This window comes from Pseudomonas sp. THAF187a (genome assembly GCF_009363395.1).
Classification (GTDB): Bacteria; Pseudomonadota; Gammaproteobacteria; order Pseudomonadales; family Pseudomonadaceae; genus Aquipseudomonas; species Aquipseudomonas khazarica.
The window spans coordinates 4,222,792-4,235,241 of the sequence record NZ_CP045349.1; the positions used below are offsets into that span (position 1 = coordinate 4,222,792).

The window sequence follows — 12,450 nt, forward strand, 5'->3', positions numbered from 1 at the left end:
CGATCAATTTCCCCTCATTCACCGTTATAATCGCGCCCCGATTATAAGGACGTCTCCTGATCGGGCCGCACGACCTCGCCGATGCAACGTCATCGCCCCGCCCCAGAGAGTCGCCCACTTCGAGCTGCCGTATCCGGCCAGCCGCTTTTCGCCCATATGCAGAGCCGATGGCAGCCATGCATTGCATGACGTGCACGGGCAAAAGCGCGCCGAGGCAGTCGAGCTTTTGAGGTTCACAGCTCCAAAAGAGCGTGAAAAGAACGGTTTTTACAAACTTCACAAGAGTGTGGCGAACAGATGAACAGTTTTGCGTCCGCAATTCCCAGCCTTGACCCTCCCCGCCGAACGGCATGGCCTTACGTCTGAGTCTGTCGGTATCGCCCTGAAAGGCCGCATGGCCGTCCATCTGGTGCAGATTTTCCTGGAGAGAGGTTAATGGCGCATAACGATTACCAAAGCGTAGATGTGGTGCTGGTGGGTGCCGGCATCATGAGCGCGACCCTGGGCGTGCTGCTCAAGGAACTCAACCCCGGCATCACGCTGGAAGTGGTAGAGCTGCGCGAGTCTGGCGCAGTGGAAAGCTCCAACCCCTGGAACAACGCCGGTACCGGCCATGCCGCACTGTGCGAACTGAACTACACCCCGGAAGGCGCGGACGGCAGCATCGACATCAAAAAGTCGGTGAGCATCAATGCCCAGTTCGAGGAGTCCAAGCAGTTCTGGGCCTACCTGATCGGCAAGGGCGCGATCCAGTCGCCGAAGACGTTCATCAATCCCGTCCCGCACATGAGCTTCGTGCGCGGCGATACCGGCAAGGCCTTCCTCAAGAAGCGCTTCGAGGCGCTGCGCCAGCATCATGCCTTCACCGACATGGAGTACACCGAGGACCGCGCCACCATCGCCGAATGGGCGCCGCTGCTGATCCCCGGCCGTGACAGCAACGAGCCGCTGGCGATGACCCGCGTGCAGGCCGGTACCGACGTCAACTTCGGTGCGGTCACCGAACAGATGCTCGGCTACCTGACCACGCAGCCGAACGCCACGGTCACCTGCAACCAGAAGGTCACCGACCTCCAGCGTGACGGCGAAGGCTGGCTGGTGGACATCAAGGACACCCGCTCGGGCGCCACGCGCAAGCTCAAGAGCAAGTTCGTCTTCCTCGGTGCCGGTGGTGGCGCACTCCCGCTGCTGCAACTCTCCGGCATTCCCGAAGGCAAAGGCTTCGGCGGCTTCCCGGTCAGCGGCCAGTGGCTGCGCTGCGACAACCCCGAGATCGTCAAGCAGCACCAGGCCAAGGTCTACAGCCAGGCCGCCGTGGGCTCGCCGCCCATGTCCGTGCCGCACCTGGACACCCGCGTGGTGGACGGCAAGAAATCCCTGCTGTTCGGCCCGTACGCCGGCTTCACCACCAAGTTCCTCAAGCACGGTTCGTTCCTCGACCTGCCGCTGTCGGTACGCCCCAACAACATCGGCCCGATGCTGGCGGTGGCGCGCGACAACATGGACCTGACCCGCTACCTGATCAAGGAAGTGATGCAGTCCGAGGCGCAGCGCCTGGAGACCCTGCGTGGTTTCTACCCGGAAGCCAAGCCCGAGGACTGGCGCCTGGAAGTGGCCGGCCAGCGCGTGCAGATCATCAAGAAGGACGCCAAGAACGGCGGCATCCTGCAGTTTGGCACCGAGCTGGTGGCAGCAGAGGACGGCACCATCGCCGCCCTGCTCGGCGCCTCCCCGGGCGCCTCGGTGACCGTGTCGATCATGCTCGACCTGATCCGTCGCTGCTTCCCCGAGCAGGCCGACAGCGCCGAATGGCGCAGCAAGCTGGACGAGATCTTCCCGGCCATGGCCGACGTCCTGGCCAAGGACGCCGAGCGCTACCGTGAAGTGCAGACGCAGTCGAATCAGCGCCTGCAGCTGGACCAGCCCAGCGCCTGATCCGTCCGACAAAAAAACCGCCCCTCGGGGCGGTTTTTTCATGGCTTGCGGCAACGTATCGGTGCAGTGCCGGTGCGATCCCTCAGGGCTTGCCCCAGGGCAGGATCGGGATGGCGGTCACCGCATTCTGCGGGCTGCCCTCGATCACCCGGTCGCTGTAGACCAGGTACACCAGGGTATTGCGCTGCTCATCGAAGAAACGCACCACCTGCATGGTCTTGAACACCAGCGAGGTGCGCTCCTTGAACACCTCCTCGCCGTCCTCGAGCTTGCCCTTGAAGGTGATCGGTCCGACCTGACGGCAGGCCAGGGACGCCTCGGCACGGTCCTCGGCCAGTCCGAGCCCGCCCTTCACGCCGCCGGTCTTGGCCCGAGACAGGTAGCAGGTCACGCCCTCCACCTTGGGATCATCGAACGCCTCGACGACGATCTTGTCATTCGGGCCGAGCCACTTGAACACCGTGGACACCTCGCCGATGGTCTCGGCCAGTGCCAGCCCCGGCAGCAACATGACACTCAACGCAATTCCCTTGAACAGACGCATGCCTCGCTCCCTCTTTCACTAGACCAGGATCAGGTTGTCCCGGTGCACCAACTCGGGTTCATCGACGTAACCCAGCAGCTTTTCGATGGCGTCGGTGGGCTGGCCAATGATCTTCTGCGCCTCCAGCGCGCTGTAGTTGACCAGACCACGGGCAATCTCGCGACCATCAGGTGCCACGCAGACCACCATCTCACCGCGGCGGAAACTCCCCTGCACCGCCTTCACACCCACGGGCAGCAGGCTCTTGTGGTCCTGCTTGAGCGCCTTGACCGCGCCGGCATCGAGCACCAGGGTACCGCGTGTCTGCAGATGCCCGGCCAGCCACTGCTTGCGTGCCGCCAGCAGGCCGCGCTCGGGGGCCAGCAGGGTGCCCAGGCGCTCGCCAGCCTGCAGGCGGGCCAGTACCTGCTCGATGGCGCCACCGACGATCACGGTATGCGCGCCGGAGCGTGCCGCCAGGCGCGAGGCGCGCAGTTTGGTCTGCATGCCGCCGCGCCCCAGCGCGCCGCCCACGCCACCGGCCACGGCGTCCAGCGCCGGGTCGTCGGCACGCGCTTCGGAAATCAGCTCGGCATCGGGGTTGTGGCGGGGATCGGCGTTGTACATGCCGTCGCGGTCGGTGAGGATCACCAGCAGATCGGCCTCCACCAGGTTGGCCACCAGCGCGGCCAGGGTATCGTTGTCGCCGAAGCGGATCTCGTCGGTGACCACCGTGTCGTTCTCGTTGATCACCGGCACCACGTCCAGGCCCACCAGCGTACGCAGGGTGCTGCGTGCGTTGAGGTAGCGCTTGCGGTCGGAAAGATCGTCGTGGGTCAGCAGGATCTGCGCGGTGCGTCGGTTGTGCTCGGCAAAGCTCGACTCCCAGGCCTGCACCAGCGCCATCTGGCCGATGGCGGCGGCGGCCTGCAGCTCGTGCATCGCACTCGGTCGGCTGGTCCAGCCCAGGCGGCTCATGCCGGCAGCCACGGCGCCGGAAGACACCAGCACCAGTTCCACGCCCTGCTCACGCAGCGCGACCATCTGCTTGACCCATACCGCCATGGCCGCACGATCCAGGCCACGCCCGTCGGCGGTCAGCAACGCACTGCCGATCTTCACCACCCAGCGCTTCGCGCCGGTCACCTTGTCACGCATGATCTTCCAGCCTTAGTCAGACACGATGGGTTCCAGCCCACCTACAAAAACGCCGCAATTAAGCGGCGTTGGAAAATTTGCTTAATCCCGGACGTAGATGATTTCCGGGCCGTCGTCGTCTTCATCGTCGAAGAAGTCATCGTCTTCGTCGATATCATCGACACTGCGTACCCCAGCCTTGCGCAGCGCACGCTGGTCATCCAGCGCCTGCAGACGGGCACGCGCCTCGTCCTCGATGCGCTGATCCAGCTCGGCCACCTCTTCGGCGAACACCGGGTCCTCGGCGATGCGCTCACCGCGCACTTCCAGGTAATGCATGATGTCGCGACTGATGCGCTCGGTGCCGTCGCGGCTGATGGCGGAAACCACGTAGACCGGGCCCTGCCAGTTGAGGCGGGCAACGATGTCGGCCTTGCGCGCTTCGCGCTCTTCTTCCGGGATCTGGTCCATCTTGTTCAGCACCAGCCAGCGGTCACGCTCGGCCAGCGCAGGGCTGAAGCGGCCCAGTTCGTCGATGATCACCTGCGCCGCCTCGGCCGGATCGCTCTCGTCCAGCGGCGCCATGTCCACCAGGTGCAGCAGCAGGCGGGTACGCGCCAGGTGCTTGAGGAAGCGAATACCCAGGCCAGCGCCTTCCGACGCGCCTTCGATCAGCCCCGGAATATCGGCGACGACGAAGCTCTTGAAGCGGTCGACACTGACCACCCCCAGGTTCGGCACCAGGGTGGTGAAGGGATAGTCGGCGACCTTCGGCTTCGCGGCGGAAACGGCGCGGATGAAGGTACTCTTGCCGGCATTGGGCAGGCCCAGCAGGCCGACGTCCGCGAGGACCTTCAGCTCCAGCTTGAGATCGCGCGAGTCCCCCGGCTTGCCCGGTGTAGTCTGGCGCGGCGCACGGTTGGTGCTGGACTTGAAGCGCGTGTTGCCCAGGCCATGCCAGCCACCCTGAGCGACCATCAGACGCTGGCCGGCCTTGACCAGGTCGCCGATCACTTCCTGCGTCGCCACGTCGATCACCGTGGTGCCGACCGGCACCGGCAGGATCAGGTCCTCGCCCTTGGCGCCGGTGCAGTCGGTGCTGCCACCCTTCTCGCCGTTCTGGGCGTGGAATTTGCGCGTGTAGCGGTAATCGATCAGGGTGTTGAGGTTCTCGTCGGCCTGCAGGAATACCGAGCCACCGTCACCACCGTCACCCCCGTTGGGGCCACCCTTCTCGATGAACTTCTCGCGGCGGAAGCTCATCATGCCGTTACCGCCGTCACCGGCTTTTACAAATATCGATACTTCGTCGACGAATTTCATCAGTCTGCCTCCCGCTTCATCTGCGGGCTGGGGGAACGCTTGCCAAATCATCCAGAACTAGCGGATTGGGCAAGCGCACCAAAGATACACAAACAAAAAAGCCCCGTCCTACGGACAGGGCTTTTCCAGCGCGTAGGCGATTAGGCCTGAACAACGCTCACGTAGCGACGGCCGAAAGCGCCCTTCACTTCGAACTTGACCACGCCTTCGACTTTAGCGAAGAGGGTGTGGTCCTTGCCGATGCCCACGCCGAAACCGGGGTGGAACTGGGTGCCGCGCTGACGCACGATGATGTTGCCGGCCTTGATGACCTGGCCACCGTACATTTTCACGCCAAGGCGTTTACTTTCGGAATCGCGGCCGTTACGGGTAGAACCGCCAGCTTTTTTGTGTGCCATGAGTCAATACTCCTATAAAGGGATCGGGGCCGACGAATCAGGCCTGGATACCGGTGATTTTGATCTCAGTGAACCACTGACGGTGGCCCTGACGCTTCATGTGGTGCTTACGACGGCGGAACTTGATGATGCGCACTTTGTCGTGACGGCCTTGCGAAACGACTTCGGCAACCACTTTGGCACCGTCTACGACCGGGGCGCCGATTTTAACGTCGTCGCCATTGCCGATCAGCAGAACGCGATCGAAAGTCACGGCGTCGCCAGTAGCGAGCTCGAGTTTCTCGATCTTGAGGAATTCGCCTTCGGTGACTTTGTATTGCTTGCCACCAGTAACAATTACTGCGTACATGGTAAATCTCCGTTGATCCTGCTCACCCAGCGCTTTAGAAAAGTCGTTATTGGCTGGCATGGCTGCTCGGGGCCGGAAGTGACACCCTTGCAATTGCGTAAGGCAGGGAAATGCCCAGGGGGAAGTTCAGGGTGCGCGATTGTACGCAAGCGCCGAACGCTGCGCAAGGGCCGCAAGTGCTTGCCTTGACAGCCCCTACCCTGCCACCTAGCATGCCGCGCAGTTTAGAAGGAGCGCCCTTTGTCGATGCAACCCCAGGCTTTCTACCGCGTGGTGGCGGACGATTTCACCGCCGTCGACGGCATCATCCGCCAACAGGTGGTTTCTCGCGTGCCGCTGGTGGAAAAGATCGGCGACTATATCATCTCTGCCGGTGGCAAACGCCTGCGCCCGCTGCTGGTCTTGCTCAGCGGTCGTGCGCTGGGTTACCAGGCCAACGACCTGCGCCTGCTGGCCGCGACCATCGAGTTCCTGCACACCGCGACACTGCTGCATGACGACGTCGTCGACATGTCCGACATGCGCCGTGGCCGCAGCACCGCCAACGCCCAGTGGGGCAACGCGCCAAGCGTGCTGGTGGGCGACTTCCTTTATTCCCGCTCCTTCGAAATGATGGTCGAACTCGGCTCCATGCCGGTGATGAAGATCCTCTCCCACGCCACCCGCGTGATCGCCGAGGGCGAAGTGCTGCAGCTGTCCAAGGTCCGTGACGCCAGCACCACGGAAGAGACCTACATGGAGGTCATCCGCGGCAAGACCGCGATGCTCTTCGAGGCCTCCACCCATGCCGCAGCCGCCCTGGCCAATGCCGACGAGACGCAGCGCGAGGCCCTGCGCACCTTCGGTGATCACCTGGGCATCGCCTTCCAACTGGTCGACGATCTGCTCGACTACAAGGGCGACGCCGCCAGCCTGGGCAAGAACGTCGGTGACGACCTGGCCGAGGGCAAGCCGACCCTGCCGCTGATCTACACCATGCGCGAAGGCACCGAAGAGCAGGCTGCCCTGGTACGCCGTGCGATCCAGAAGGGTGGCATCGAGGACCTGGAGAGCATCCGCGCCGCCGTGGAAGCTGCCGGCGCCCTGGACTACACCGCCAGGCTCGCGCGCGACTACGCCGAGCGCGCCATCGCCTGCCTGGAAGTCCTGCCGCAGGGTGAATACCGCGACGCCCTGATCGAGCTGAGCCGCTTCGCCGTGGCGCGCACCCACTGACCATATCGCACCCTAATCGCCCGTAGCCCGGATGCAATCCGGGATTCTCTGCACCTGGCCATTCCCCGGATTGCATCCGGGCTACAGTATCCAGGCGCAAACGAAAACGCCCCGAACCAGTCGGGGCGTTTTCGTTATCGCGGCGCGAATTACAGACGCAGGCCGCCGTCCAGCTCCAGGATACGACCGGTGTAGTAGTCGTTCTCCAGGATATAGGCCACCGAGTGAGCGATCTCGGCCGGTTTGCCCATGCGCTTGAGCGGGATGCCCGCCGTCATCTTCTCCAGGGCTTCCGGCTTCATGCTGCCGGTCATCTCGGTTTCGATGAAGCCCGGCGCCACGCCGGCGACACGAATGCCGTAACGCGCCAGCTCCTTGGCCCAGACCACGGTATCGGCAGCGACACCGGCCTTGGCGGCGGAGTAGTTGGCCTGGCCCATGTTGCCGGCACGGGAGATCGAGGAGATGTTGACGATCGCACCCTCGTTCTTCAGCTCGATCATCTTCGCCGCCACTTCACGGGTGCAGAGGAACACGCCGGTCAGGTTGACGTCGATCACCGCCTGCCATTGCGCCAGGCTCATCTTGGTCATTTCGCCATCCTTCACACGGATGGTCAGACCATCGCGCAGGATGCCGGCATTGTTGACCAGGCCATTGATGGCGCCGAAGTCGTCGGCGACCTGGGCGACCATGTGGGTGACCTGCTCTTCATCGGCGACGTTGCACAGGTAGGCACGCGCATCGCCACCGGCCGCCTTGCAGGCCGCCACGGCTTCGTCGAGTTTCTCCTGGTTCAGATCGACCAGCGCCAGCTTGGCGCCCTTGGCCGCCAGGTACTCACCCATGGCGCGGCCCAGTCCCTGGCAACCGCCAGTGATGATGATGACTTTGTCTTTCAGTTGCATCGCTTTATCCCCTCAAGGTGCAGCATTTACCGACCCCGCTGATGCCCTTGAAGCGCTATGCTAGGGCGTCTGTCCGTTGATGACGGATTCTTTGCGAGGAGTCATAAGGTGAGCGTGAAAGCCGGCAAGCATGCACGAGAATTGCTGCTCAAGGAATACCGTGGCGTGCTCAGCACCCACTCCAAGGCCATGCCGGGCTTCCCTTTCGGATCGGTAGTGCCCTACTGCCTGGACGCCGAGGGCCGGCCACTGATCCTGATCAGCCGCATCGCCCAGCACACCCATAACCTCGGGCAGGACGCCAAGTGCTCGCTATTGGTCGGCGAGCGCGGCGCAGAGGATGTGCAGGCGGTCGGTCGCCTTACTTTGCTCGCCGAAGCACGACAGTTGCATGACGAAGACGAAATAGAGGCAGCCGCCCAGCGTTATTACCGCTTTTTCCCCCAGTCGCGCGACTACCATCGGGCGCATGACTTCGATTTCTGGCGGCTGGAGCCGGTGCGCTGGCGCTTCATTGGCGGTTTTGGCGCCATTCACTGGCTCGACCAGGTCGCACTGGCCAACCCCTTCACGACGGACGGCAGTGAAACGAGCATGGTCGAGCACATGAACGAGGACCATGCCACGGCCATTGCCCACTACGTCGAAATGGCCGAGCTGCCGCAGCATGAACCGGCGCAGATGGCCGGTGTCGACAGCGAAGGTTTCCACCTGCGCATCGGCCAGAGCCTGCACTGGCTGCCCTTCCCAACATCCTGCAACAACCCCGGACAGGTGCGCGCAGCCCTGGTGGCGCTGGCCCGCGCCGACAAATGGCCCGAGCCTGGCATCGCTTAAGCTTGAATTCAGGCCAAAGCCCCATACTTACTCCCTATTGGAAGTTCGCTTCCGCCAAGGATTCTCCGATCATGCGTGCGTTTCTGTTTCTGTTCCTGCTGTTCCCGATCATCGAGCTGGCCGTCCTGATCAAGGTCGGCGGTGCCATCGGCGTGCTGCCGACGGTCCTGCTGGTGATCGGGACCGCCATTCTTGGCAGCGTCCTGCTCCGCGTGGCCGGTGTCGCCACGGCCTGGCGCGCCCGTGAGAAGCTGGCCCGCGGCGAGATGCCCGAGCAGGAAATGCTCGAAGGCCTGCTGATCGCGGTCGGCGGTGGCCTGCTGCTGCTGCCGGGCTTCATCAGCGATATCTTCGGCGTGCTCTGCCTGCTTCCCTTCACCCGCCGCCTGCTGGTCGGCAAGATCCGTCGCCGCGCCGAGGAGCAGGCCCTGCGCCAACGCGCGTTCTTCGACGATGCCGCCGCCCGCGCCGGCAAGACGCACCCCAATGTGCTCGAAGGCGAATACGAACGCCGCGACTGATTCACGCCACAGGCACTCGCCTGCAGCGATCCCCCGGCAGACCTGCTGTTGAGCGCAGCAGGCTGCTGCGACAAGCGCATCGGCCGCCAATCCTCGGTCTTACCCAAATAACGCCGACCGCACACGCAAAAAAATTCTCCACCTCCCCTTGAAATGTCTCCGCCCGCCCACATGTAGCAGTCACCGCAAGGTGCCTGCCCTACGAGGCAGTCCGACTTTCGCGGTGCGCACAGCGCGCCGCACCCGGCCCCGCCGGATTTTACAAACCCGCCGACCAGACAAGAGTCGGCAAGTTGGCCATTCAATTGTTAGGAGAGATCGACAATGAAGCTTCGTCCTCTGCATGACCGCGTCGTGATCCGTCGCAGCGAAGAAGAGACCAAAACCGCAGGCGGCATCGTGCTGCCGGGCTCGGCCGCCGAGAAGCCGAACCAGGGTGAAGTCGTTGCCGTCGGTACCGGCAAGGTTCTGGATAACGGCGAAGTCCGTCCGCTGGCCGTCAAGGTCGGTGACAAGGTGGTATTCGGCCCTTACTCCGGCAGCAACACCGTCAAAGTCGACGGCGAAGACCTGCTGGTGATGGGCGAGAGCGAAATCCTCGCTGTCGTCGAAGCCTGATTCCGACGAATCTCCGTTTAACCTTCAAGAATTTGAGGACTGATCAAGATGGCTGCTAAAGAAGTCAAGTTTGGCGATTCCGCCCGCAAGAAAATGCTCGTTGGCGTCAACGTACTGGCCGACGCCGTCAAAGCCACCCTCGGCCCGAAAGGTCGTAACGTGGTTCTGGCCAAATCCTTCGGCGCCCCGACCATCACCAAAGACGGTGTTTCGGTTGCCAAGGAAATCGAACTGAAGGACGCCTTCGAGAACATGGGCGCCCAGCTGGTCAAGGACGTTGCGTCCAAGGCCAACGACGCTGCCGGTGACGGCACCACCACCGCTACCGTTCTGGCTCAAGCCATCGTCAACGAAGGCCTGAAGTCCGTCGCTGCCGGCATGAACCCGATGGACCTGAAGCGCGGCATCGACAAGGCCACCGCGGCCATCGTTGCCCAGCTGAAAGACCTGGCCAAGCCGTGCGCCGACTCCAAGGCCATCGCCCAGGTAGGCACCATCTCCGCCAACTCCGACAACTCCATCGGTGACATCATCGCCGAAGCCATGGACAAGGTCGGCAAAGAAGGCGTCATCACCGTTGAAGAAGGCTCGGGCCTGGAAAACGAACTGTCCGTCGTGGAAGGCATGCAGTTCGACCGTGGCTACCTGTCCCCCTACTTCATCAACAAGCCGGACACCATGGTTGCCGAGCTGGAAAGCCCGCTGCTGCTGCTGGTCGACAAGAAGATCAGCAACATCCGCGAACTGCTGCCGGTTCTGGAAGCCGTTGCCAAGGCTGGCCGTCCGCTGCTGATCGTTGCCGAAGACGTGGAAGGCGAAGCCCTGGCCACTCTGGTGGTCAACAACATGCGCGGCATCGTCAAGGTTGCTGCCGTCAAGGCTCCGGGCTTCGGCGACCGCCGCAAGGCCATGCTGCAGGACATCGCCATCCTGACCGGCGGCACCGTGATCTCCGAAGAAGTCGGCCTGTCCCTGGAAGGCGCCACTCTGGAGCACCTGGGTAACGCCAAGCGCGTCGTCCTGAACAAGGACAACACCACCATCATCGACGGTGCTGGTGCTCAGGTCGACATCGAAGCCCGCGTTGCGCAGATCCGCAAGCAGGTCGAAGAAACCTCCTCCGACTACGACAAAGAGAAGCTGCAAGAGCGTCTGGCCAAACTGGCTGGCGGTGTTGCCGTGATCAAGGTTGGCGCTGCCACCGAAGTCGAGATGAAAGAGAAGAAAGCCCGCGTTGAAGACGCCCTGCACGCCACCCGCGCTGCAGTGGAAGAAGGCGTGGTGCCTGGCGGTGGCGTTGCCCTGGTGCGCGCTCTGCTGGCCATCGAAGGTCTGAAAGGCGACAACGAAGACCAGAACGTCGGTATCGCTCTGCTGCGTCGCGCTGTCGAAGCACCGCTGCGTCAGATCGTTTCCAACGCCGGTGGCGAGCCGAGCGTCGTGGTCGACAAGGTCAAGCAGGGTTCGGGCAACTTCGGCTTCAACGCCGCGACCGACACCTACGGCGACATGATCGAGATGGGTATTCTCGACCCGGCCAAGGTCACCCGTTCGGCGCTGCAGGCTGCTGCGTCCATCGGCGGCCTGATGATCACCACCGAAGCCATGGTCGCCGAATCGGCTGACGACAAGGCTCCGGCCATGCCTGACATGGGTGGCATGGGCGGCATGGGTGGCATGGGCGGCATGATGTAAGCCAGTCGGCCCTCAGCTGTACCAGGAACCCCGCGCCAGTCGCGGGGTTTTTTATTGCCCGAAAAAAGTTCCCCCGTCGTTCTAAGACGAAAATGCGACATAGGGTCATTTATCGTGGACCTCGGAACGCTGTTTGCTTATGTTTCGTTACAACCCTGAACGACGTAGTAACCGTTCACGAGGCGGACGCTGCGCAAACCTCCAACAGAAGAAGAACAACATGCCTCTATGCAGCACGACTGAACCTTCCCGGCAGGCCTTTCAACACTGGTGGCAGAAAAACGGTGACTGGGTAGAAGAACCCAACGTTCGGCGCGGTGGAGAGAGTGGCGTACAGCGCCTGCTGGATCAGAGCGGCGTGCTCTACGCCAAGAAGCAGGTGGGCCACATCTACCGCAGCCTGCTGTATCCGCAGGGACGTCCTACCGTACTGCGCGAGCGCAGAGCCCTGCAGGCACTACCCGCCCTGGGCGTGCTGGTGCCGAAGATGATCTACTGCGGCATCAACTACGACGCCCAGCAAGGCTGGTGCGGCCTGCTGGTGACCGAAGAGCTGGAAGGCTTCGAGAACATCGAAGTGTGGTACGAGAATGGCGGCCGCGAGGCCTGCGGCGAGGCCGTGCATGCTCAGCTGCTGCAACTTGTTGGTGCAACCCTGGCGCGCATGCACCTGGGGCGCTGGCAGCACGGTTGCCTGTACGCCAAGCACATCTTCGTCCGTATCGACGGCGAAACGCCGCAGGTCGCCCTGCTGGACCTGGAAAAGAGCCGTCGCCGCCTGACGCGAGTCCAGGCCGCCCAGCACGACCTGCCGCAACTGCGCCGCCACAGCCCCTGGTCCGATGCGGACTGGCAGCTGGTGCTGACCGGCTACCGTGAAATTTTCGCCGAGGGCGCACGAGGTCTCGGCACACCTCTTGCGTAACCATCCGGCTGCCGGTCCGTGCCGGCAGTCTCGCTTTGGCTGCAACCCGCTTCACCCGCAACTCCC

13 protein-coding genes are annotated in these 12,450 nt (G+C 63.1%); 7 read left to right on the plus strand and 6 right to left on the minus strand.

All coding sequences use genetic code 11. The features are described from left to right. Nucleotides 1-435: 435 nt before the first annotated feature. Entirely contained in the window at nucleotides 436-1,935 is a 1,500-nt protein-coding gene (mqo, locus tag FIV02_RS19605) for a malate dehydrogenase (quinone) (protein WP_152489559.1), read from the plus strand. A gap of 82 nt (nucleotides 1,936-2,017) precedes the next feature. Here mqo and FIV02_RS19610 read toward each other — a convergent pair whose 3' ends face one another. From FIV02_RS19610 to rplU, 5 genes are all read right to left on the minus strand, one after another. Next, a complete protein-coding gene (locus FIV02_RS19610) occupies nucleotides 2,018-2,479 on the minus strand; it encodes a CreA family protein (RefSeq protein WP_037050960.1) in 462 nt (153 codons plus the stop codon). Nucleotides 2,480-2,497: 18 nt separating this feature from the next. After that, nucleotides 2,498-3,616 carry a glutamate 5-kinase gene (proB, locus tag FIV02_RS19615; RefSeq protein ID WP_037050961.1) on the minus strand — a complete coding sequence of 373 codons (1,119 nt, stop codon included), beginning with the start codon at nucleotides 3,614-3,616 and terminating at the stop codon, nucleotides 2,498-2,500. A gap of 81 nt (nucleotides 3,617-3,697) precedes the next feature. Next, the gene (gene cgtA, locus FIV02_RS19620) at nucleotides 3,698-4,918 is read right to left on the minus strand and encodes an Obg family GTPase CgtA (protein WP_037050962.1); all 1,221 of its coding nucleotides are present in this window, start codon (nucleotides 4,916-4,918) and stop codon (nucleotides 3,698-3,700) included. Between the two features lie 140 nt (nucleotides 4,919-5,058). Further along, a complete protein-coding gene (gene rpmA, locus FIV02_RS19625) occupies nucleotides 5,059-5,316 on the minus strand; it encodes a 50S ribosomal protein L27 (RefSeq protein WP_031303584.1) in 258 nt (85 codons plus the stop codon). 37 nt (nucleotides 5,317-5,353) lie between these two features. Continuing rightward, nucleotides 5,354-5,665, minus strand: coding sequence for a 50S ribosomal protein L21 (gene rplU / locus FIV02_RS19630; protein WP_037050963.1), 312 nt, complete (start codon nucleotides 5,663-5,665; stop codon nucleotides 5,354-5,356). Between the two features lie 246 nt (nucleotides 5,666-5,911). Between rplU and FIV02_RS19635 the strand changes: the two genes are divergently transcribed. Then, nucleotides 5,912-6,880 carry a polyprenyl synthetase family protein gene (locus FIV02_RS19635; protein ID WP_152489560.1) on the plus strand — a complete coding sequence of 323 codons (969 nt, stop codon included), beginning with the start codon at nucleotides 5,912-5,914 and terminating at the stop codon, nucleotides 6,878-6,880. A 149-nt stretch (nucleotides 6,881-7,029) separates the two neighbouring features. Here the strand turns inward: FIV02_RS19635 and FIV02_RS19640 are convergent, their stop codons facing one another. Then, nucleotides 7,030-7,788: an SDR family oxidoreductase gene (locus FIV02_RS19640; RefSeq protein WP_152489561.1), complete on the minus strand. Its 759-nt coding sequence runs from the start codon at nucleotides 7,786-7,788 to the stop codon at nucleotides 7,030-7,032. A gap of 108 nt (nucleotides 7,789-7,896) precedes the next feature. On the opposite strand from FIV02_RS19640, the gene FIV02_RS19645 reads away from it, so the two are divergent. The 5 genes from FIV02_RS19645 to FIV02_RS19665 all read left to right on the plus strand — a co-directional run bounded on the left by FIV02_RS19645 (nucleotide 7,897) and on the right by FIV02_RS19665 (nucleotide 12,384). Further along, nucleotides 7,897-8,625 (plus strand): HugZ family protein, encoded by a 729-nt coding sequence (locus FIV02_RS19645; protein ID WP_152489562.1) that lies wholly within the window; start codon nucleotides 7,897-7,899, stop codon nucleotides 8,623-8,625. A 71-nt stretch (nucleotides 8,626-8,696) separates the two neighbouring features. After that, complete coding sequence (locus tag FIV02_RS19650) at nucleotides 8,697-9,146, plus strand: FxsA family protein (RefSeq protein WP_037050969.1); 450 nt, start codon at nucleotides 8,697-8,699, stop codon at nucleotides 9,144-9,146. A gap of 324 nt (nucleotides 9,147-9,470) precedes the next feature. Beyond that, on the plus strand, nucleotides 9,471-9,764 hold the full coding sequence (locus FIV02_RS19655) for a co-chaperone GroES (RefSeq protein ID WP_037050970.1): 294 nt from the start codon (nucleotides 9,471-9,473) through the stop codon (nucleotides 9,762-9,764). Between the two features lie 48 nt (nucleotides 9,765-9,812). Continuing rightward, nucleotides 9,813-11,459: a chaperonin GroEL gene (groL, locus tag FIV02_RS19660; protein ID WP_152489563.1), complete on the plus strand. Its 1,647-nt coding sequence runs from the start codon at nucleotides 9,813-9,815 to the stop codon at nucleotides 11,457-11,459. 220 nt (nucleotides 11,460-11,679) lie between these two features. Beyond that, nucleotides 11,680-12,384 (plus strand): lipopolysaccharide kinase InaA family protein, encoded by a 705-nt coding sequence (locus FIV02_RS19665; RefSeq protein ID WP_152489564.1) that lies wholly within the window; start codon nucleotides 11,680-11,682, stop codon nucleotides 12,382-12,384. The last annotated feature ends 66 nt before the right edge of the window (nucleotides 12,385-12,450 follow it).

What these genes read in the sequence shown, in the direction of transcription:
- mqo (WP_152489559.1), top strand. Translation starts at nt 436, where the DNA reads ATGGCGCATAACGATTACCAAAGCGTAGATGTGGTGCTGGTGGGTGCC.
- FIV02_RS19610 (WP_037050960.1), bottom strand. Translation starts at nt 2,479, where the DNA reads ATGCGTCTGTTCAAGGGAATTGCGTTGAGTGTCATGTTGCTGCCGGGG.
- proB (WP_037050961.1), bottom strand. Translation starts at nt 3,616, where the DNA reads ATGCGTGACAAGGTGACCGGCGCGAAGCGCTGGGTGGTGAAGATCGGC.
- cgtA (WP_037050962.1), bottom strand. Translation starts at nt 4,918, where the DNA reads ATGAAATTCGTCGACGAAGTATCGATATTTGTAAAAGCCGGTGACGGC.
- rpmA (WP_031303584.1), bottom strand. Translation starts at nt 5,316, where the DNA reads ATGGCACACAAAAAAGCTGGCGGTTCTACCCGTAACGGCCGCGATTCC.
- rplU (WP_037050963.1), bottom strand. Translation starts at nt 5,665, where the DNA reads ATGTACGCAGTAATTGTTACTGGTGGCAAGCAATACAAAGTCACCGAA.
- FIV02_RS19635 (WP_152489560.1), top strand. Translation starts at nt 5,912, where the DNA reads ATGCAACCCCAGGCTTTCTACCGCGTGGTGGCGGACGATTTCACCGCC.
- FIV02_RS19640 (WP_152489561.1), bottom strand. Translation starts at nt 7,788, where the DNA reads ATGCAACTGAAAGACAAAGTCATCATCATCACTGGCGGTTGCCAGGGA.
- FIV02_RS19650 (WP_037050969.1), top strand. Translation starts at nt 8,697, where the DNA reads ATGCGTGCGTTTCTGTTTCTGTTCCTGCTGTTCCCGATCATCGAGCTG.
- FIV02_RS19655 (WP_037050970.1), top strand. Translation starts at nt 9,471, where the DNA reads ATGAAGCTTCGTCCTCTGCATGACCGCGTCGTGATCCGTCGCAGCGAA.
- groL (WP_152489563.1), top strand. Translation starts at nt 9,813, where the DNA reads ATGGCTGCTAAAGAAGTCAAGTTTGGCGATTCCGCCCGCAAGAAAATG.
- FIV02_RS19665 (WP_152489564.1), top strand. Translation starts at nt 11,680, where the DNA reads ATGCCTCTATGCAGCACGACTGAACCTTCCCGGCAGGCCTTTCAACAC.